The sequence below is a fragment of the Pedobacter sp. GW456-11-11-14-TSB4 genome, assembly GCF_059424425.1.
This window is the reverse complement of sequence record NZ_JBWKZK010000003.1, coordinates 71,105-92,206: the sequence shown is the minus strand read 5'-3', so window position 1 is coordinate 92,206 and position 21,102 is coordinate 71,105. Positions and strand designations below refer to the sequence as shown.

The following is a 21,102-nucleotide window of genomic DNA, read 5'->3' as shown; positions in this document are numbered from 1 at the left end:
AACATTCCAACATTTAACTTTCAAACTTTACAACCTATGTTAAAAATGTCTATACTCTTTAGTTCTTTCAAAAATTTCTGTTAAAATACCCACTTCAATCTCATCCAAAACCATGTCTCTACGCTCTAAAACTAATTTTGCTGTTGCCAACATCTTATTTAAGCCATATACTTCAAATCCGTGTGAGCCACCCCAGGCAAAATCTGGAATGTAGTTTCTAGGAAAGCCGGAACCAAAAATATTTGCACTAACACCTGCTACAGTACCTGTATTAAACATAGTATTTATGGCACATTTGGCATGATCCCCCATAATTAAACCGCAAAATTGTAATCCCGTTTTACGGAAACTTTGCTGTTCATAATCCCATAACCTAACCTCTGCGTAGTTATTTTTGAGGTTAGAATTATTGCTATCGGCACCAATATTACACCATTGTCCCATTACGGCATTACCTAAATAGCCATCGTGTCCTTTTGATGAATATCCCCAAATAACAGCATTATTGATCTCACCTCCAACCCTACTGAACGGTCCAATGGTTGTTTGACCATAAATTTTGGCTCCCATTTTTACTTGAGAGTTATTACACAATGCAAATGAACCTCTTATGTTTGAGCCTTCCCAAACTTGTGCATTTTTACCTAAATAGATGGGCCCAGCTTTGCTATTAAACGTGCTGCATTCTGCACTAGCGCCTTCTTCGGCAAAAAATTGATCTCCAATAAAAGTATTCGTTTCACTTAGTTTTGCTGATGTTTTGCCTTTGGTTAAAAGAGCAAAATCTAAAACTAACTCCGTATGGTTATTCTTAAAAATATCTTCAGGAAACCGGATAGTTGTTAAATCTTTATCAAATTGAATTTGCTTAAATTTATTCTTCGCTGTTTCATAGCCAACTCCATTTTCAGAAACGGCATATGCAATAACCAAATCTCCTTTAATTAAAACTTCATTGTCTTTTAACCCAACTGTAGTATTTAGTAAAGCTTCATTCGGACAAATTGAACCATTGATGTATAATTGAGCAGATTTAGCTGGATATTTTACCTGTAAGTAATCTTGTGTAACGAAACCAAATTCAGCATTCAAATATTTAGCCCATTTTTCGGCAATGGTTAATATCCCAAGCCTTAAATCGGCGACTGGTCTGGTAAAAGTTAATGGCCTGAGCGTTTGCCAAGCATTATCATCAAATAAATTGATCATCATAAGCTACAAAAATAAAAAAAGTCCTGAGCTTATAGCCCAGGACTTCAAAAAATATAATGTTTTCGCTAAATTATTTCTTAGCGTAACGAGTTTTAAATTTATCGATACGACCAGCAGTATCTACTAACTTCATTTTACCAGTGTAAAAAGGGTGAGAAGTATGAGAAATCTCTAATTTATACAATGGGTATTCGTTTCCATCTTCCCATTTAATAGTTTCTTTAGTGTCTACGCATGATTTAGTTAAAAATGCATATTCGTTAGACATATCTTTAAATACTACAAATCTGTAGTTTGATGGGTGCAAATCTTGTTTCATTTGAATATTATTTTAAGTTATTTATGTGAAACTATCAATGACTTGATTGCGTTTTGCGGGCAACAAAGCTGATGACAATCTCTATGTGTCTTTTTTAGCCTCTATTTAAGAGGTTGCAAATATCCTAATTATATTTTTTAAAAGCAAGCCTAACTTTAAATAAATTTAATCCTTACTTCCCAGTTAATTTGAGTTTACTTGTAACAAGACTAAAATTAAAAATCAATGGCAAAAGAAAATTAAATACTTATAAGATAATCATTGAAAGAAAAATGTAAAATTAAAAGTAAAAGTGGTTAATGAAGAAATTTCTTATCATAAGCAAAGGCTTGTAATCCATTCCATTTTCATATTTTCTTTCTATATTTAATCTTCAATCTCCCATAAAATGAATAGAAGAAATTTTATTAAAAATGGCGCTGCTGCCGGCGTAATTTCAACTTTAGGCATTGGTACAGTAAGTGCAATTGCTACTGACCAAAAAATCTCCACAGAAACAATTATCGATGATAAGTTTGATTTGAATGAAATTACAGTAGTTGAATTACAAGCTATGATGCAAAGCGGAAAATTAACTGCCAAATCACTCACCAAAATGTATTTGAAGAGGATTGAGGATATTGATAAAAAAGGACCAAAATTAAATTCAGTAATTGAAATAAATCCTGATGCTATTGCAATTGCTACTGCCTTAGATGCAGAGAGAAAAGATGGTAAAATTCGTGGCCCACTGCATGGGATACCAATTTTAATAAAAGATAATATTAATACAGGCGACAAAATGCAAACTACTGCTGGTGCTTTGGCTTTGGCGGGAAATATTGCATCGGCTGATGCCTTTATTGTAAAACAGTTACGTGCTGCTGGAGCTGTGATTTTAGGTAAAACAAATTTAAGCGAATGGGCTAACTTCAGGTCTACCCGCTCATGCAGTGGCTGGAGCAGCCGTGGCGGACAAACTAAAAACCCTTTTATTTTAGACCGCAGTCCGAGTGGGTCTAGTTCTGGTTCTGGCGCAGCAGTTTCGGCAAATCTATGTGCCATAGCAATCGGAACAGAAACTAATGGATCTATCATTGCTCCTTCTGCTTACAGCGGTATAGTTGGCTTTAAACCTACCGTTGGCTTGGTAAGCAGATCGGGAATTATTCCCATTTCTAAAACGCAAGATACCGCCGGCCCAATGGCTAGAAATGTTACCGATGCAGCAATACTACTAACCGCTATGGTAGGTGTAGATGAAGAAGATGTAGCTACCAAGGGCAGTATTGGCAGAACACAAAAAGATTATACTACGTTTTTAAAAAAAGGAAATTTAAAAGGCAAACGTATCGGTATAGAAAAGAGCTTTTTGAATGGGCATGAAGGTGTGGTTGGCTTATATCAAGACGCTATTAATAAACTTAAAGAGTTAGGGGCTGAAATTATTGAAATTAGCTTAATAGCAGAAATGCGAAACATTGGTAGTGCCAGTACGGTAGTTTTACAAAGTGAATTTAAAGATGGTGTAAATGCTTATCTAGCTAAAGCTAATGCCAAAGTTAAAACGTTAACTGACGTAATTGCTTTTAATAAGGCAAATATAACTTCGGCTATGCCTTATTTTAAACAAGAAACTTTAGAAGCAAGTGATAAAGCTGCTGATTTAAATAGCCAGACTTATAAAGATGCAGTGGCTAAAACACTTTCATCGCAAAAAATAATTAACGATTTAATGGAGAAAAACAAGCTGGACGTTATTGTAGGCACTAGTTTTGGGATTCCTTCCTTAATTGATTTATTTAATGGAGATTATAGTGGCGGATTTTATTTTGCATCTCCAGCAGCGATGGCAGGATTTCCGCAAATTACTGTGCCTATGGGTTTTATTAACGAATTACCAGTGGGATTATCTTTTGTTGCTAGTGCTTACCAAGAACCAGTAGTTTTAAGCACAGCCTTTATTTATGAGCAGGAAACAAAACATCGCAAAGCACCGAAATTTATTAAAAACTCTAACTTCTCATCCGGAGTTTAGGCTTCGGGGTATTAACTTAATGATTACTAAATTACGTAGCTGAGTTTGTTTAATAGTTATTAGTAAATCTTTTTACTTATTACTATATTTCTTCCAAGTTTCTACTTTAGCCTTCTGCCTATCAATGTAAGCATCAGCAATAATCTCTGCTGTAGTTTTACCCTCTGTATTTTCTAATAAATCCTTTAGTTTATACTGATCTACATCTGCACGATATAAAACCCGCAAAAGTTTAGGAAAATCATCATCAACCAAATACTCGAAAGTTTTAACCAATACATCACGTAGATGCTTTTCACTTATATTTTGTGGCACGTCAAAGTGTTTAGCAACAAGGTTTAGCAGTTGTGTGGTTTCAGTCATTTATAACTTTTATTGTTCAGATTAGAGATGTATAAATTCAAAATTAAGATTTTAGTCTTTCAACTATACTTTTTATCTAAACCCATTTAATTTCTTGACACAATTCTATTAGAACTCCATTAGCATCTTTTGGATGAACAAAGCAAATCATCTTATTGTCTGCACCTCTTTTTGGGGCATCGTTTAATAAGGTAAACCCTTCGTTTCTTAAACGTTCCATTTCTTCCAGAATATCATCCACTAAAAAAGCAATATGATGTATTCCTTCCCCTTTTTTCTCTAAAAATTTAGCTATCGGACTATCTAAACTCATCGCAGAAAGCAGTTCGACTTTATTTTCACCGGTTTTAAAAAAGGCTGTATTTACATTTTCTGATGCAACCTGTTCAGTTTTATAACAATCGGTATTTAGCAGCCGCTGATATAAATCAATTGAGCTTTCTAAGTTTTTTACAGCAATGCCAATGTGTTCAATCTTATTCATGAGCTTTATAGTTATGTGAATGTAAAAATGCATGTTTTACCAATAGGTTCATAGCTATTATCTATTATTGTTAGGAAAGTTTTTTTGTATCTTTGTACTTGAAAACTGAAAGGTAAAATGACCAAGACTTAAATCTTGTTCAAATATCTTATCGCAATTTTTTAAATTATTAATAGATGGAACTTCCGATTTACTTAGATAACAATGCTACAACACCTTTAGATCCGAGAGTGTTAGAGGCGATGCTACCATATTTCACCAGCAAATTTGGCAATGCTGCAAGCCGTAACCATGCATTTGGTTGGGTAGCAGAAGAAGGTGTAGATTATGCTCGTGAACAGGTGGCTAAGTTAATTGGCTGCACAGAAAAAGAAATTATTTTTACCTCTGGTGCAACAGAAGGTGATAATTTGGCCATTAAAGGTGTTTATGAAATGTATGCTGACAGAGGTAATCACATTATTACTGCAACTACAGAGCATAAAGCTGTTTTAGATACTTGTAAACATTTAGAAAAACAAGGTGCTAGAGTTACTTACTTAAAAGTTAAAGAAGATGGTTTAATTGATTTAGCTGAGTTAGAAGCTGCAATGACACCAGAAACGATTTTGGTAAGCATCATGTATGGCAACAACGAGATTGGTGTTGTACAACCTATAAAAGAAATCTCGGCAATTGCTCACAAACATGGTGCATTATTCTTTTCTGATGCTACACAAGCAGTTGGTAAAATTCCGGTTGATGTAAATGCAGACGGTATTGACTTAATGGCTTTTACTGCGCATAAAATGTACGGACCAAAAGGTGTTGGCGCTTTATACGTTCGTCGTAAAAACCCAAGAGTTAAAGTAACCTCACAAATGGATGGCGGTGGTCATGAGCGTGGCATGCGTTCAGGAACTTTAAATGTACCTGGTATTGTTGGTTTAGGTAAAGCTTGTGAGCTTTGCAGATTAGAAATGGAATCTGAAGCTCAACGATTATCCGCTTTGCGTGATAAATTAGAAGCTGCATTAACTACAATGGAAGAAAGTTATGTAAACGGTAATACACAACACCGCTTACCACATGTTGCAAATATCTCTTTTAAATATGTAGAAGGCGAAGGTTTAATGATGGCTATGAAAGATTTGGCAGTTTCTTCTGGATCAGCATGTACCTCAGCCTCTTTAGAGCCAAGTTATGTGTTAAAAAGCTTAGGTTTATCTGATGATTTAGCACACTCTTCTATCCGTTTTGGCTTAGGTCGTTTTACTACGGAAGCAGAAGTTGACTATGCGATTGAAAACACTAAAAATGCTGTTAATCACCTTAGAAACCTTTCCCCACTTTGGGAAATGTTTAAAGAAGGTATTGATTTGAGCAAGATTGAGTGGGCAGAACACTAAAGAGAGTTACGATTGTAGATTGACGAATTACGATGTAAGAACTGCAAGTAATAAGAGATAGAAGTTACGGTTGTAGATTTACAAATTAAAATTTTAGAATTACAAGTTATAAGAAATAGAAGTTACGATTGTAGATTTACAAATTACGATTTGAAATAGACAATCATTAAATAAGTTGAAAAGTATCACATTTACGGTGGCAGAAAATCTAAAATCGTAAATCTAAAATCTAAAATATCATGGCATATTCAGAAAAAGTAATGGAACATTATACCAACCCTCGCAATGTTGGTACTTTAAATAAAGACAGCAAATCTGTTGGTACAGGTTTAGTTGGCGCACCAGAATGTGGTGACGTTATGCGTTTACAAATTGAAGTAGATGGAAACAATGTAATAACTGATGCTAAATTTAAAACATTTGGTTGCGGTAGTGCAATTGCTTCATCATCTCTAGCTACAGAATGGTTAAAAGGTAAATCAATTGATGAGGCTTTAGCTATTGATAATATGGATATTGTTGAAGAATTGGCTTTACCACCAGTTAAAATTCACTGTTCTGTTTTAGCAGAAGATGCAATTAAATCTGCAATTAATGATTATCGCATTAAAAACGGAATGGAAGCATTGGCAATGCCGAAATCGCACCACTAATAGAAGTAACAATTATTTAGTATCAAGTATCGAGAAATTCTCGACTTATTCTTGATACTTGGTACTCAAATCTCGATAATATGATTACTATAACCGATAAAGCAAAAAGCAAAATTGACAACCTGATGCAGGATTCTGAAATGGGTTCTGATTACTTTTTACGTGTATCTGTAAAGGGTGGTGGCTGTTCTGGTTTATCATATAATTTAGATTTTGATAACGAAGAACAAAAAGGAGATCAATTTTTTGAAGATAAAGGAATTAAGATAGCATTAGACATGAAATCTTTTTTATACCTAGCAGGTACTGAATTAGATTTTACAGACGGCTTAAATGGTAAAGGCTTTGCCTTCAACAATCCTAACGCTAGCCGCTCTTGCGGTTGCGGTGAGAGTTTTTCTGTTTAATTAATAATTATTTTTTCCGGAAGCCATTTAGCGTTGCTAGATGGCTTTTGTTTTTAAGATGATTTTTAATTAAAGATATGATTTACTGCAAAGGAGAAATTCCCATTAATATCAGCATTTATACTCATCGATCTTTGTTCTAATCCGTCTACAAATATTTTGGCTACAATAATTGAATTAGGTGTGCCGTTTTCACCTTTTACCTCTAAACCTACACTTGCATTTTCGAAGTTTGGTACTACAATCTTTTGCCATGGCAAATTAACTTTTTCAGTTTCACTAGCAATTGTGCCATTGGTAGGTGTATATTTTACATTAACACTTTTGCCAAAATTACCCGAAAGTTCATAGGTTATTTCTTTGGTAACAACTACTTCCTTTTTACAAGAGAATAGTGTAACGACAGTAATTAAAATTAATAATTGCTTACTAAAAGCGAATGATAACAATTTTTTCATAGGTAGGTGTAAAAGATTTTTTGAAATCCAATATCCGTGCCATAATATTATTCTCTAATAATTTCATCAAAAATTTAAAATTTTACAATCTTAAAATCTAATTAATCGTTAGCATTGTTATAATAAAACACCTTGCATTTTTAACAGTAAAAGGTTATCATTGTTAGCTAAATACAAACCAAATATTGTACTATGGTATCATTTAACGAATTTTCTACAGTGCCGAGTTTATTGCGAAATGTGGTAGAAAATATTCATAAACCAGAAGAAACATTTTTAATACATAAGAAAAAAACCACTTGGGAAGAAATTTCTTTTAAAGAGACTTTGCAAAAAGCAGATTCGATTTCAGCATTCTTTTTAGAAAAAGGGATTGCAAAGGGTGATAGATTAGGATTAATGATCGAAAATTCACCGGAATATGTGTTTTTTGATCAAGGTATCCAACAAATTGGCGCTATAAACACTTCCATCTACCCAACTTTATCAGAATACGAAGTAGAATATATTATGAATGATTCTGGCGTTAAAGCAATTTTAATTGGTAATCCTTTTTTGCTGAAAAAGATTTTAAAAATCGCCAATAATTGTGCTGAGCTAAAATATATCATTCCAGCTTTTGAAGGTTATGAAAAAATAGCTGTGCCGGCAGATTTGCATGCGCAAATTATTAGCTATGAAGTGTTACTTTCTAAATCTGTTAATGCAGAAGAACAAAAGTTAATTAATTTACGCAGACGCGAAGTTTTACCGAGTGATGTATCTTCTTTAATTTATACATCTGGTACAACAGGAACCCCAAAAGGTGTAATGTTAACGCATTATAATTTTGTAAAAAACGTTGAGGTTTGTTTACAACAGATCCCTGTGATAGATGAAACTGAAACTTTTCTATCTTTTTTACCACTATCCCATGTTTTCGAGCGTACTGCAACTTACCATGTTTGTTGCGCACAAGGTTGTAAAATGGCATTTGCCCAAAGCTTAGAGCTACTGGCTAAAAACATGGGCGAAGTTAGACCTACAGTGATGTCTTGCGTACCGCGTTTGTTAGAAAGGATACATGATAAAGCCATCAAATCTGGTACAGCAGGTGGCGGTACAAAAGCTAAAATATTTACCTGGGCATTAACTATAGGAAATGATTACCGTGTTAAAAAAGAAGCTGGAGAAAATCCTGGTGTAATTTTAGGCGCTAAAAAAGCTATAGCCGAAAAGCTTGTTTTTAGCAAAATAAAAGAAAAAACTGGTGGCAGATTGAAATTTATGTTATCTGGTGGTGCTGCACTACCTAAAAATGTGGGCGAATTTTTCGGCGACTTAGGCATTAAAGTTTTGGAAGGATTTGGTTTGACAGAAACCTCGCCGGTAATGTCTGTTACAGAATACCACCGTCAGGTTTATGGTACAGTTGGCAGAGTGATACCTGGCATTGAGGTTGGCATACAAAATTATGATACCAAAGAAATTTTAACCATACAAACTCATGAGACTTTTAATGAAGCTTTTGAGAGTGAAGAAGGTGAATTAATTGTACGTGGACATTGTGTTATGAAAGGCTATTACAATAAACCAGCCGAGACTGCTGAGGTTATTGATAGAGATAAATGGTTTCATACTGGCGATATTGCTCGTTTTTACAAAGGCAATTTGCAGATTACCGATCGTTTAAAAAACATGATTGTTAACGCTTACGGTAAAAACGTTTATCCTACACCTGTTGAAAACATTTACTTAAAAAGCCCGAAGATTGAGCAATTGTTTTTAATTGGCGATAAACGCGAATTTATTACGGCCATCATTATTCCGAATAGAGAAACTTTACAGGAGACTTTCAACCTTAAGGATGCATTTTTTCAAGAAGAAGGTGATTTTATTGAAAATCCTGAAATTAAAGAATGGTTTGAAAAAGACATCAAAAAGATTTCTAATGAGTTAGCTAAGTTTGAGCGAATTAAGAACTTTAAAATTAAGCGTAATCCTTTTAGCATGGATGAAGGTGAAATTACCCCAACCATGAAAGTGAAACGCAGGATTGTAGAAAAGAAATATGCCGATGCAATTAATTCGATGTATGAGGAAGGGGTTGAGGCTGAGTAGTTGATGTTTTCGTCACCCTGAATTTATTTCAGGGTCAGTTATAGAGCAGATGCTGAAATAAATTCAGCATGACGTGTAGGGTAAAATTTTTTCCTGTCGGCTTATGCCCTACTCAAAATCGTCTAATATTTGTAAATATATTCGACATTTGTAATGTCGAATTACCTGTTGTAGTATTTTATTTTCAATTTTCTATTTGACATTTGTCATTCCGAGGCACGAGGTTTCTCATTTAGCAAATTTTCATAGAGATCCTTCGCTGCGCTCTGGATGACCAATAGGATTTTTTATTTTACTTCTGGTTGGTGTTATCACCAATCAAGCTATTCGACATTTGTAATGTCGAATTACCTGTTGTAGTATTCTATTTTCAATTTGCTATTTGACACTTGTCATTCCGAGCTACGAGGGATCTCATTGGCAAACTTTAATAGAGATCCTTCTCCGCCGCGGCGAATCTGGACAATGAAATATTTATTTCATTTCTGGTTGGTGTTACCGCCAACCATTTTACTATCATTTCTCTTTTGCGCCAAGCTTTAATGGCAACCTACTAGCACATGCCTATGTTAGCTAAACGGGATAGCAGCGAAAAGCCCGGAATGAATCCGCCGAGGCGGAGAAATGAGGACTTGTAGCGGATAGCCCGACTTGCTGTAATAGTAGTAGCAATTTGCTTTTCTAAAACTTAATACGCTGTTCATAATTATGCAGATGCTGAAATAAATTCGGCATGACGCTCTATTAAACGGCAATACAAATGGCAATGACGGAAGAATTTACTACTTTTGCAGAAATATACAATTCATGAGTACAGAATTATCAGAGCTTGAGTTATTACGTCGCGAATCGTTGAGACAACTTCGCGAATTGGGTATTAACCCTTACCCTGCAGAGGCTTACGAAATTAACGCCAATGCAGCAGACATTTTAGCTAACTACGAAAAAGATAAAACAGCATATAAGACAATTAGCATTGCTGGAAGAATCATGGGCCGTAATATTATGGGTGCAGCATCTTTTGCTGAGCTACAGGATGCAACTGGCCGTATTCAGATTTATTTGAAACGTGATGAACTTTGTCCGGGTGAGGATAAAACGCTTTACAATACTGTATTTAAGAAATTATTAGATATTGGTGATTTTATTGGTGTAGAAGGTTATGTTTTTACCACGCAAACTGGTGAAATTTCTATCCATGTAACTAAGTTTACTGTTTTATCTAAATCTATTCGTCCGTTACCAATTGTAAAACGTGATGATGAGGGTAATGTTTACGATGGTTTTACCAATCCGGAGTTACGTTACAGAATGCGTTATGTAGATTTAACGGTTAACCCAGATTACAAACAAATCTTTATTAATCGCTCTAAAGTGATTAATACCATGCGCAATTATTTTGATAGCCAAGGTTGGATGGAAGTTGAAACGCCAATTTTACAGGCGGTGCATGGAGGTGCAGCAGCTCGCCCGTTTGCTACGCATCATAACACTTTAGATATGCCACTTTTTCTTCGCATTGCGAATGAATTGTATTTAAAAAGGTTAATTGTTGCGGGTTTTGATGGTGTGTACGAAATTGGAAAAATGTTTCGTAATGAGGGGATGGATAGAACGCACAACCCTGAGTTTACCTCGATGGAAATCTATGTAGCCTATAAAGACTATGTTTGGATGATGGGAATGGTGGAAGAATGCTTGGAAAAAATAGCCATGGCAATTCATGGTTCTGCGGTGGTTAAAGTTGGTGAGCATGATATTAATTTCGCTGGTCCGTACGAAAAGCTAACCATGTATGAATCGATAGAAAAATATACTGGTATTGATGTTTCTAACATGACTGAGGCTGAACTTGTACAAACTTGTAAAGACTTAGGTATTGCAACAGATGATACCATGGGCAGAGGAAAATTAGTTGATGAACTTTTCAGTGAAAAAGTTGAAGCTAATTTAATTCAGCCTACTTATATTACAGATTACCCGATTGAAATGACACCTTTAGCTAAAAAACACCGTAGCAAAGAGGGTTTGGTAGAACGTTTCGAGTTGTTTGTAATGGGTAAAGAAATTGGAAATGCTTATACAGAGTTAAACGACCCAATTGACCAAAGAGAACGTTTTGAAGATCAATTGAAGTTAGCTGATAGAGGTGATGATGAAGCAATGGCGATGGATGATGATTTTATCCGCTCTTTAGAATACGGCATGCCTCCTACTTCTGGTTTAGGTATCGGTATAGATCGTTTGGTGATGTTGATGACTAATCAATCGACTATCCAAGAAGTATTGTTTTTCCCGCAAATGCGACCTGAGAAAAAGAAAATTGAATTGAATGCTGATGAGGCGCAATTATTTGCACTTGTAAAAGAAGGTGAGCAATATTTATTAGGTGATGTAAAAGCTCAACTAACAGATTGGAGCAATAAAAAATGGGATACTACTTTAAAAGGTTTAACTGGTAAAAGTGTTTTAAAAGTAAGTAAAACTGAAGAAGGTTTATTTTTATCGCATAAATAGAGGAAATTAGTCATCCGATGAATATTTGCATGATGTATATATTCATCGGATGACTACCATAGTTCTTAACACAATCATAACAAAAACTTAAAGGCTTGGTGTAGTTAAATACGCCAAGCCTTTTATATTTTTATCGCACATCAAAACTCAATTGTTATGAATAGTTCTAGCCTAGAAATTACTGAGAACCAATATTGCATTAAATTAAGCAAAGATACTTTCGATTTATCTCTTGTACGCCAGTTAATTAAACGTATACAAGCAGAAGAATTATTTTTTAATCGTAAAAACGAGAGTTTAGACGATGACATCATCAGCAGAAATTCATCTGAATATGATGAAAACTTTGACCGATTAGAGGAGAAGTAAGATAGTCCGAAAGTCGGGAAGTCCGAAAGTCCGAATATATGAAAGTCGGGAAGACTGAAAGTCGGGAAGACTGAAAGTCGGGAAGACTGAAAGTCGGGAAGACTGAAAGTCAGGAAGACTGAAAGTTTGGAAGATATAGATGTTAAGATATTACGGAAATCGGAAGATATATAAACAAAAAGTCCGGAAGTTAAAGATTATCTATACCTCAAACTTCCAGACTTTACTGTCTTTCTGACTTTACTGACTTATCTAGAATATCTTACTTGTTGTTGTTTGTCTAACATACCCATCTGGTCTTTCATTTGTTTAATCTGATCGGCTAATAACTTATTCTTATCTGCTTTTTTAGCTTCAGCAAGATACATTGTTGCTTCACGTTTGTTTCTTTTACCCATTGCAATTCCAGCTAAACTCAATTTAGCCAGAGCTACGTTATGATCCATGTGTAAACCTAAGTTTAAAGCAGCTTTAAAATATTTTTCAGATTTCATTGGTGCCTTTCTTGACTCAATTAATCCGATTAACAAATTGTAATAACCGTGCTGCATTCTATTTAATTCTTTTTCGAAGTTTTTAATTTTACCTAAAGCTTTTTCTGCTTTTGGCATATTATCTTTACGCAAATGCCATTGGGCTATTAACATATTTTCATTGTAGAAATAAGTAACAAAAATTAAAATACTTAAGAAGATCAATAAGCTTCCCCATCCCCAGAAACTAAAAAACATAAGTGCTGCAGCTGCACCTACAAAAGCGAACCCAATAATAAGACGTACTAAATTTGGCATAGTTTTATAATATTTGTGCAAATATCGTGTTTATATACCAAAAAATAGATTTAAAATTTATAATTTCAACAAAAATTCGACTATTTTAGTCGCACAAATAACGCTAAGCTAAAACCATACTATATTAATCCAGTCGATATAAATAAACAACCCATAACAATGAAAAACGTATTTACAGCCCTTATCCTGTTTTTAGCAATAGGTGCAAATGCCCAAAATTTAAATAAAACAATCGAAGACCCAAATAGACACAAACAAGTGATGTTAAATTTATGTACTAGAGATAGTGTTACATCTTTCCCAGAATTTAAAGCAAGTTACGATGCCAACTACGGAAACTATAAAGTTGATTCTACTACAGTAACTGAGATCAGCAAATTGATGAAAGGCAAAAAAGTAACCATCGTTTTAGGTACTTGGTGCGGAGATAGTAAATATCAAGTTCCTAATTTTTTAAAAATTATGGATGCAGCTAAAATTAACCAAGAAAGTTTGAGATTTATTGGTGTTGATGGAATGAAAAAAGCAGAAAACGGATTAATTGATAGCTTAAACATTACACGTGTACCTACTTTTATTTTTACAGACAAAAAAGGTAAAGAAGTAGCTAGAATTACAGAAAGACCAACTGAAACTTTAGAGAAAGATATGTTGAAGTTACTTGCTGTTCAGCCTAAAAAAGCCACGGCAAAAACAAAATAATATGGCTGTTGCTTTAGAACCTAGCTGGTTAAATGTGCTAGGTACCGAACTTGAAAAAACATACATGAAAGATTTGAAATCCTTTCTGCTAGAAGAAAAGCAGAAAGGATTTACTGTTTTTCCTAAGGGTTCTGATATATTCAACGCCTTTAATCATACACCTTTCGATAATGTTAAAGTGGTAATTTTAGGTCAAGACCCTTATCACGGCCAAGGTCAAGCCCATGGTTTGTCTTTTTCTGTACAGAAAGGCATCGCAGTTCCTCCATCATTAAAAAACATGTATAAGGAATTGGCAGATGAATACCCTGATTTTAAGATACCTAAACATGGTGAGTTAACAAGCTGGGCAGATCAAGGAGTTTTGCTTTTAAATGCAACTTTAACAGTTCGGGCTCATGAAGCTGGTTCACACCAAAAACGTGGTTGGGAGATTTTTACCGATTTTGTAATATCAACACTTTCTAAACAAAGAAGCGGCATAGTATTTTTACTTTGGGGGAAATTTGCGCAGCAAAAAGAGGAACTTATTGATACCAATAAACATTTCGTTTTAAAGGCAGCCCACCCCTCTCCTTTTTCTGCCTACAATGGGTTTTTCGGTTGCAACCATTTTAAAGCAGCTAATGAAATTTTAGTTAAGCAAGGGCTGGATGAGGTTGATTGGCAGATAGCATAATTATTTTAAACCACCAAAGAAACCAAAAAGTACCTAAGGAATATTTCATTATAAATTCTTAAGTTAGTATATCCCTATTGATCAAATTTAAAACTTAATAAATATGATTGATAAGAATTACTTAAGAAATTTAGACTACCAAATCACTGGAGCTTGTATCGAAGTTCATAAAATTCTTGGACCAGGTTTACTAGAGAGTATTTACCATAGATGCCATTGTAAAGAGCTAAGCTTAAGAGGAATCGCTTATATATCAGAAATGGTTATTGGAGTTGAATATAAAGGCATAACAATTGACACTGAATTAAGAGCTGATTTTTTTATAGAAAAATGTATTGTTTTAGAACTTAAATCTATCGAAACTATCTTACCAATTCACAAAGCTCAAATTCTCACTTACATGAAAATCTTAGAAGCGCCTAAAGGGATACTGATAAATTTTAATTGCATAAATCTAATAAATGATGGAAAAAAATCATTCGTTAATTCATTTTATCGCAATTTATTAGATTAGAATTTGCTTTGGTGTTCTTAGGTTTCTTTGGTGGTTCAAAAAACCTAGTATTCCAAAGGCACAATCGGTTCTTTCTTAGTTGTAGACATGATCATCATCGTTTGAAAAGTTTTAACTACAGAAATCTTACTGATTTTATCCATAATTAAACGCTCGTATGATTTAATGTCATTTACATAAACCTTCAACAAAAAATCTGCCTGACCAGTAACGTGATGACATTCCGTAACCTCTTTTATTTGATTTACTTCATCTAAAAAGATCTGAATTGTATTATTCTTATGAAAATCTAATTGAACTTGAATAAAGGTTTTAATCCCTAAACCTAATTTCTCTTCATCAACTAATGCATGGTAGCTTTTAATATAACCAGACATTTCTAGCTTACGAACTCTTTCTAATGTTGGAGCAGGAGAAAGTCCGATTTCTTGAGACAACAGCAAATTTGTTATTCTACCGTTCTCTTGTAAAAGTTTAAGAATTTTAAAATCGATTTTATCTAATTCTGATGCCATAATATTTGATTGTAATCAAAGGTAGCATACAATAAAACGTTAACCAAATTTAATTCTAAAAAATCACAATAATAATACTTTTTATTTTACTATAAAAAATTTAGATTTGTCTAAATATAAAATTAGATAACTAAAAATGCAATCTTATACCGAAGAGAACTATCTGAAAATAATATACCACTTATCTGCTGTAAATAATCCGGTGCAAACAAATGCCATTGCAGAACGCATGCAAACCAAAGCTGCATCGGTTACAGACATGTTAAAAAAGCTTTCTGAAAAGGAATTGGTAGATTATGTAAAATACCAAGGTGTAACTTTAACAGAAAAAGGAAAACTAACTGCCATTAATATTGTTAGAAAGCATCGTTTGTGGGAAGTATTTTTAGTAGAGAAGTTAAATTTTAAATGGGATGAAGTACATGATGTTGCTGAGGAATTAGAACACATTAAATCCACATTGTTAGTTGAAAGGCTTGATGAGTTTTTAGATTATCCTAAAGTAGATCCACATGGTGATCCGATACCTGATAAAAATGGAAATTTTGCAGATTTATCATTTGTTAAATTGAGCAAATTAAAAATTAACGATAAGGGTACTATTACTGGGGTTAGCGAACACTCATCCCCATTTTTAAAACACCTAGAAAAGTTAGGACTAACTTTAGGAAAGAAAATTTTGGTATCAGAAATCATTGATTTTGATGGTTCTGTTGAACTTGTAATAGATAACAAGAAGATAAATATTAGTAGAGAAGTTGCAAAACATATATTAATTAGCAAATAGTTATGCAGGATAAACAGTCTTTAAGCGAAGTACACCAAAGTGTTGCAACAGACAAACGTAAAGGTTGGAGAAGAATTCTAGCTTTTATTGGTCCGGCTTATTTAGTTAGTGTTGGTTACATGGATCCAGGAAATTGGGCTACAGACATAGCAGGCGGTAGTAAATTTGGCTATCAATTGATTTGGGTTTTGTTAATGTCTAACCTTATCGCTTTGCTACTCCAGTCATTAAGCGCTCGTTTAGGTATTGTTAGAGGTTTAGATTTGGCGCAAGCATCAAGAAATGCTTATCCTAAATGGGTTAATTTTCCTTTATTTATATTAGCCCAAACAGCAATTATAGCTTGCGATTTGGCTGAAATTATTGGAATGGCCATCGGCTTAAATCTATTATTCGGCTTACCATTAATTTGGGGTATTTCTATAACCATTTTCGATACGGTTTTATTGCTCTTCCTTTTAAATAAAGGAATGCGTAAAATGGAAGCCTTTATTGTATCGATGGTATTCATTGTTGGCTTATCTTTTTTGGTAGAGATGTTTATTGTAGAGCCATCATTTAAAGAAATTGCCAGAGGATTTGAGCCTTCGATGTTATCTGGTGAAGCGCTTTACATAGCCATCGGAATAATTGGTGCAACTGTTATGCCGCATAATCTTTATCTGCACTCTTCATTGGTACAAACCAGAAAATTTGAAAGGGATAACAAAGGAATTAAAGAAGCAATTAAATTCAATTTTATTGATACTGCAGTAGCCTTAAACTTAGCGTTTTTTGTAAATGCGTCTATATTAATTTTAGCAGCTGCAGCCTTTTTTAAAAATGGATTTCATGAAGTAGCAGAAATTCAGGATGCACATCGTTTACTAACTAATATATTTGGAGATGTAGCCCCTGCCCTTTTTGCTATTGCTTTGATTGCCGCCGGACAAAGCTCAACTGTAACTGGAACATTGGCTGGTCAAATTATAATGGAAGGGCATTTAAACTTGAGAATACAGCCCTGGATGAGAAGATTGATCACAAGATTACTAGCCATAGTACCAGCTTTTTTTACCATTCTGTATTTTGGTGAGGATGCTTTGGGCGGTTTATTAATACTTAGCCAGGTGGTTTTAAGTTTACAATTAGGTTTTGCAATCATCCCACTAATTCACCTTACTTCTGACAAGAAAGAAATGAAAGACTTTACCATTAAGACCTGGGTAAAAGTTTTGGCTTGGATGAGCGCTGTTGTAATTGTTAGTTTAAATATTAAATTAGTAATTGAAGAAATTACAGGTTGGATAGCCGCCGCAGATGGTTGGTATATTTATGTACTTGTAATCCCTACTGCAATATTAGTTGGTTTGTTGTTAGTCTTCATTTTTTTATATCCTTTATTAAGCGAAAAAACAAGAGTTGGCAATGTGCCACATGGTGATGCTTTAGCTATTGAAAATATAGAAAAGATACATTATAAAAATATTGGGATCACTGTCGATTTTTCTGAGAATGACAGAAAAACTATTCGCCATGCGCTAATTCAAGGAGGAAAATCTGCTCATTACCATATCATCCACGTTGTTGAAACGGCAGCTGCGAGATACCACGGAATAAAAACCATGGATCATGAAACACAAAGTGATACGGAAAATTTAGAGCGATATAAATCAAATTTATCTGATTTAGGTTACGACGCTACCATTCATGTAGGTTTTGGTAGTGCGGCTAAAGCCATAGCAGATATTAGTAACAAAGTTGAAATTGAATTATTGGTAATGGGAGCCCATGGACACAAAGGTTTAAAAGATTTGATTTTTGGAACTACCGTAGACTCTGTGAGGCATAAAGTTGAAATTCCAGTTTTAATTGTGAGATAAAACCAAAAATAGATCTTTAGCCGACATTAAGCCCTTACTACTAAAATTAATTTCATCCTTATTATTTACCACGTAAATTGATGGGAAAGTTAGTTTTTCTTTTTCGGCTAATAAAATAGCTAATTGATGATAACCTAATTTTGAGTTGAATTGAAATTTAAAATTTTTATAGGTTATTGCTTTTTTCTCTTCTGCATCTAATTTTATCAAATAATATTGATCATTTATGAGTTGCTTTAATTTAGTGTCTTTAGCAATTATTGTTTCTAATGCTTTGCAGTAACTGCACCAGTTTGTACCTACAATTATCAAAACTTTTTTACGCTTGATACTTTGCAAACTATCTAACTGGTTAAAATTGTAGCTTTCTTGAGCTTTAATTGTAAAAATTGAGATGGTAAAAATTAGGGTGAATAGATATTTCATTATTAGTTGATATTTAATCTAACGCCAATAAAACCTCTAACACCTTGATTTGGCGCATACACATAATTAGGATCAAATGTTAAGCCATATGGGTTATCTGGAGTAAGCAAAACCTGCCCATTTGGTGCAAACTGCACGTTTTTATCAAATGGATCATTGGAGCGAGCAATGATAAATGGGGTTCCTTTATTTGGGGTAAAGTTGAGTAAATTTTTTACACCTCCATAAATTTCAATGTTTTTAATCCCATCATAAACTAATTGTATATTTTGGATAGTCCATGTTGGAGAAAAAGGTCTTCTTGGATCTAATTCACTCAATAAGGGCAAGCGCATAGGACTGTAAATATTTCCAGTATAATCTATACCTAAATTTAGTTTTCTAAGCTTATAAGAAATTGCCCAAGTTCCAGAAAATTTCTCAGTTAAAATTTGTTGTTGTTTGATACCATTTTCTGTGAAACTCACATCCTGATAAGTTGCACCTAAAATAAATTTTAACCCAGAGCTAAAAGTCATATCAACATTAGCGGTTAAACCTTTACTAACTGCAAAACCATTTAAATTATCATAAATAATTTGGTTAGGATTTGTATCAAAATCACCAATAATTCTGTTGTTAAAATAAGTATAGAAAGCAGATAAATCTAACCCTAAAAACGACCCATCTTTTAAATAAATCTTCTTTAAATAATTTAAATTGATATTATAAGTTCGTTCTGGCCTTAAATCTTCATTGATAATTACATCTCTGGCCCCAGTTAATGCCGCATGATCTTCAGTAAAAATATTAACTACTCTAAAACCAGTTCCTGCATTTAATCTGATGATATTCTTATCATTAAAACTTAATTTATAAGCAAATCTTGGTGTAAAAATATTTCCATGAATAGAATTATAGTCGAACCTTAAACCCGCTAAAATAGAGTGTTTATCATTTAATTTTAGTTCATTTTGCACAAATAAGCCTGGCAATACTACTTTTTCTGGCTGATTAGTTTGATTTAAAATAGCATTACTCGCCGTAGCTGGCGTATTGTCATCATAATAAGTATAACGTAATGCTGCACCAAAAAGCAGGTCATTTTTGCCCAACTTTTTATCCCATGTTAATTGAGAAAATGCAATTTGCTGTTTAGCGATGTAAGATGTTGTTCCGTATCGGCTATCTTGATCATGATTGGTTAATGAAAATGCCAAAAACATTTTTTCTTTAACAGGAAGTTGATAATTACCTATAAATTCAATGCGCTTTGTATAAATACTTTCCCCATAAACTTCGTCGCCACCTCTAAATGATTTGTTCCAACCCATTTCGCCACCCCATCTATCTTCGTATAAAAATCTCGCAGCTACAGAAAATAATCTATTTTCGTTTCTCACCATATTCCATTTCTGAAACACAGAAATTCGATCTTGAAGGGTGACGTCGGTAAACCCATCGTGATTATGATCTACCTTGTTGCCATATTTAAAGTAATTAACACCTGTTAAAACGGCTATTTTGGGACCAATGTTAAATTTAAATCCAAGATCTGTATTGAACTCTTTATAATCCGTTGCCATGAAATCTGCCGAAAATGAAGCGGCATTTTGCACTTTTTTAGTAATGATGTTAATTAGACCACCAACAGCCTCACTACCATATAATGATGATGCAGGACCTTTAACAACCTCAATTCTTTCTACCAAAGCATTCGGAATACCTGACAATCCATAAACGGTTGATAAACTACTTACGATAGGCATGCCATCAATTAAAACCATTGTATATGGCCCTTCCAAACCGTTGATATGGATATCGCCTGTATTGCAAATATTGCAATTGAGTTGTGGTCTAACGCCATTTACGTTTTGTAAAGCCTCAAAAATACTCGGAGTTGGATTTTTCTTAAAAAATTTGGCAGTGTAAATTTCTACTGGTACCGGACTTTCAATTCTGTTAACTTCTTTTTGCGTACCTGTAACCACTACTTCGTTTAATTTTTCATCGAGCGATTCTAATTGCAAAGTATTTAATACAGTATCCCTATCCAATTCTACTTTAACGAAAACTGTTCGGTAGCCTATTGATGTAATTTTTAAGTTATAGGTGCCTTTTTTTAAGTTAAGAAATTCGAAGTTACCTAGGCTGTCTGTTTGTGATTGGGCTTTATTTTCAATAAGTAAAACTGAAGATTTAAGTGTTTTGTTAGAAGATAAAACATTTCCTCTTAATGAAAAACTTTGTGCCTTAACATTTTGGCAAGAAAATATGATTGAAAGTAAAATTAATAATTTTTGCATGGTGGACGATTAGTTATGCAAAAATATAAATTTAGATTAATCTAAAAAATAATTTAGATATATATTTTAATTTATTTTTTGATCATATGTTTTGTTAGGTTTAATGCACAAACATTATTCAATAAACCCGATTGCGCCAAATAGCCCGAAGCGAGGTACAAGCAAGGCTATGGGCAAAAGCGGGACAAATTTTTTAGGATGCACCGGAGCCTTGTTTTTCTAATAAAAGTTCTGATTTTAAATATTGAAATTAA

The 21,102-nt window shown here is 33.8% G+C and carries 21 protein-coding genes; 12 read left to right on the top strand and 9 right to left on the bottom strand.

Going from position 1 to position 21,102, the window contains the following annotated elements; genetic code table 11:
- Positions 1-39 precede the first annotated feature (39 nt).
- Entirely contained in the window at positions 40-1,212 is a 1,173-nt protein-coding gene (locus AC07XU_RS12115; protein ID WP_494943892.1) for a putative sugar nucleotidyl transferase, read from the bottom strand.
- 70 nt (positions 1,213-1,282) lie between these two features.
- Entirely contained in the window at positions 1,283-1,531 is a 249-nt protein-coding gene (locus AC07XU_RS12110) for a type B 50S ribosomal protein L31 (protein ID WP_494943891.1), read from the bottom strand.
- A gap of 388 nt (positions 1,532-1,919) precedes the next feature.
- On the opposite strand from AC07XU_RS12110, the gene AC07XU_RS12105 reads away from it, so the two are divergent.
- On the top strand, positions 1,920-3,548 hold the full coding sequence (locus AC07XU_RS12105) for an amidase (RefSeq protein WP_494943890.1): 1,629 nt from the start codon (positions 1,920-1,922) through the stop codon (positions 3,546-3,548).
- Positions 3,549-3,620: 72 nt separating this feature from the next.
- On the opposite strand, the gene AC07XU_RS12100 is transcribed toward AC07XU_RS12105, so the two are convergent.
- Complete coding sequence (locus AC07XU_RS12100; protein ID WP_494943889.1) at positions 3,621-3,911, bottom strand: hypothetical protein; 291 nt, start codon at positions 3,909-3,911, stop codon at positions 3,621-3,623.
- Positions 3,912-3,987: 76 nt separating this feature from the next.
- Positions 3,988-4,395: a methylmalonyl-CoA epimerase gene (mce, locus tag AC07XU_RS12095; protein WP_494943888.1), complete on the bottom strand. Its 408-nt coding sequence runs from the start codon at positions 4,393-4,395 to the stop codon at positions 3,988-3,990.
- A gap of 176 nt (positions 4,396-4,571) precedes the next feature.
- Here mce and AC07XU_RS12090 point away from each other — a divergent pair, with 176 nt between their 5' ends.
- The 3 genes from AC07XU_RS12090 (at position 4,572) to AC07XU_RS12080 (ending at position 6,843) form a co-directional block, all read left to right on the top strand.
- Entirely contained in the window at positions 4,572-5,783 is a 1,212-nt protein-coding gene (locus AC07XU_RS12090; protein WP_494943887.1) for an IscS subfamily cysteine desulfurase, read from the top strand.
- A 239-nt stretch (positions 5,784-6,022) separates the two neighbouring features.
- Positions 6,023-6,436: a Fe-S cluster assembly scaffold IscU gene (gene iscU / locus AC07XU_RS12085; protein ID WP_494943886.1), complete on the top strand. Its 414-nt coding sequence runs from the start codon at positions 6,023-6,025 to the stop codon at positions 6,434-6,436.
- An 80-nt stretch (positions 6,437-6,516) separates the two neighbouring features.
- Complete coding sequence (locus AC07XU_RS12080) at positions 6,517-6,843, top strand: HesB/IscA family protein (protein ID WP_494943885.1); 327 nt, start codon at positions 6,517-6,519, stop codon at positions 6,841-6,843.
- A 65-nt stretch (positions 6,844-6,908) separates the two neighbouring features.
- Here AC07XU_RS12080 and AC07XU_RS12075 read toward each other — a convergent pair whose 3' ends face one another.
- The gene (locus AC07XU_RS12075; RefSeq protein ID WP_494943884.1) at positions 6,909-7,301 is read right to left on the bottom strand and encodes a hypothetical protein; all 393 of its coding nucleotides are present in this window, start codon (positions 7,299-7,301) and stop codon (positions 6,909-6,911) included.
- Between the two features lie 192 nt (positions 7,302-7,493).
- Between AC07XU_RS12075 and AC07XU_RS12070 the strand changes: the two genes are divergently transcribed.
- The 3 genes from AC07XU_RS12070 to AC07XU_RS12060 all read left to right on the top strand — a co-directional run bounded on the left by AC07XU_RS12070 (position 7,494) and on the right by AC07XU_RS12060 (position 12,287).
- Positions 7,494-9,401 carry an AMP-dependent synthetase/ligase gene (locus tag AC07XU_RS12070; RefSeq protein WP_494943883.1) on the top strand — a complete coding sequence of 636 codons (1,908 nt, stop codon included), beginning with the start codon at positions 7,494-7,496 and terminating at the stop codon, positions 9,399-9,401.
- A gap of 807 nt (positions 9,402-10,208) precedes the next feature.
- Positions 10,209-11,918 carry a lysine--tRNA ligase gene (lysS, locus tag AC07XU_RS12065; RefSeq protein WP_494943882.1) on the top strand — a complete coding sequence of 570 codons (1,710 nt, stop codon included), beginning with the start codon at positions 10,209-10,211 and terminating at the stop codon, positions 11,916-11,918.
- A 156-nt stretch (positions 11,919-12,074) separates the two neighbouring features.
- Positions 12,075-12,287, top strand: a complete 213-nt coding sequence (locus AC07XU_RS12060) for a hypothetical protein (RefSeq protein WP_494943881.1) — start codon at positions 12,075-12,077, stop codon at positions 12,285-12,287.
- A 248-nt stretch (positions 12,288-12,535) separates the two neighbouring features.
- Here AC07XU_RS12060 and AC07XU_RS12055 read toward each other — a convergent pair whose 3' ends face one another.
- Positions 12,536-13,078, bottom strand: a complete 543-nt coding sequence (locus AC07XU_RS12055) for a DUF2892 domain-containing protein (protein WP_494943880.1) — start codon at positions 13,076-13,078, stop codon at positions 12,536-12,538.
- Between the two features lie 159 nt (positions 13,079-13,237).
- Here AC07XU_RS12055 and AC07XU_RS12050 point away from each other — a divergent pair, with 159 nt between their 5' ends.
- The 3 genes from AC07XU_RS12050 (at position 13,238) to AC07XU_RS12040 (ending at position 14,973) form a co-directional block, all read left to right on the top strand.
- Positions 13,238-13,780 (top strand): thioredoxin family protein, encoded by a 543-nt coding sequence (locus AC07XU_RS12050; RefSeq protein WP_494943879.1) that lies wholly within the window; start codon positions 13,238-13,240, stop codon positions 13,778-13,780.
- A gap of 1 nt (position 13,781) precedes the next feature.
- The gene (gene ung / locus AC07XU_RS12045) at positions 13,782-14,459 is read left to right on the top strand and encodes a uracil-DNA glycosylase (RefSeq protein ID WP_494943878.1); all 678 of its coding nucleotides are present in this window, start codon (positions 13,782-13,784) and stop codon (positions 14,457-14,459) included.
- A gap of 103 nt (positions 14,460-14,562) precedes the next feature.
- Positions 14,563-14,973, top strand: a complete 411-nt coding sequence (locus tag AC07XU_RS12040) for a GxxExxY protein (protein WP_494943877.1) — start codon at positions 14,563-14,565, stop codon at positions 14,971-14,973.
- 44 nt (positions 14,974-15,017) lie between these two features.
- Here AC07XU_RS12040 and AC07XU_RS12035 read toward each other — a convergent pair whose 3' ends face one another.
- The gene (locus tag AC07XU_RS12035; RefSeq protein WP_494943876.1) at positions 15,018-15,488 is read right to left on the bottom strand and encodes an Lrp/AsnC family transcriptional regulator; all 471 of its coding nucleotides are present in this window, start codon (positions 15,486-15,488) and stop codon (positions 15,018-15,020) included.
- Between the two features lie 136 nt (positions 15,489-15,624).
- Here AC07XU_RS12035 and AC07XU_RS12030 point away from each other — a divergent pair, with 136 nt between their 5' ends.
- Positions 15,625-16,275 carry a metal-dependent transcriptional regulator gene (locus tag AC07XU_RS12030; RefSeq protein ID WP_494943875.1) on the top strand — a complete coding sequence of 217 codons (651 nt, stop codon included), beginning with the start codon at positions 15,625-15,627 and terminating at the stop codon, positions 16,273-16,275.
- Positions 16,276-16,277: 2 nt separating this feature from the next.
- Positions 16,278-18,137, top strand: a complete 1,860-nt coding sequence (locus AC07XU_RS12025) for an Nramp family divalent metal transporter (RefSeq protein ID WP_494943874.1) — start codon at positions 16,278-16,280, stop codon at positions 18,135-18,137.
- On the opposite strand, the gene AC07XU_RS12020 is transcribed toward AC07XU_RS12025, so the two are convergent.
- Both AC07XU_RS12020 and AC07XU_RS12015 read right to left on the bottom strand, forming a co-directional pair.
- Positions 18,123-18,563 carry a thioredoxin fold domain-containing protein gene (locus AC07XU_RS12020; protein ID WP_494943873.1) on the bottom strand — a complete coding sequence of 147 codons (441 nt, stop codon included), beginning with the start codon at positions 18,561-18,563 and terminating at the stop codon, positions 18,123-18,125. The genes AC07XU_RS12025 and AC07XU_RS12020 overlap by 15 nt on opposite strands.
- Positions 18,564-18,565: 2 nt before the next feature.
- Positions 18,566-20,848: a TonB-dependent receptor gene (locus tag AC07XU_RS12015; protein WP_494943872.1), complete on the bottom strand. Its 2,283-nt coding sequence runs from the start codon at positions 20,846-20,848 to the stop codon at positions 18,566-18,568.
- Between the last annotated feature and the right edge of the window lie 254 nt (positions 20,849-21,102).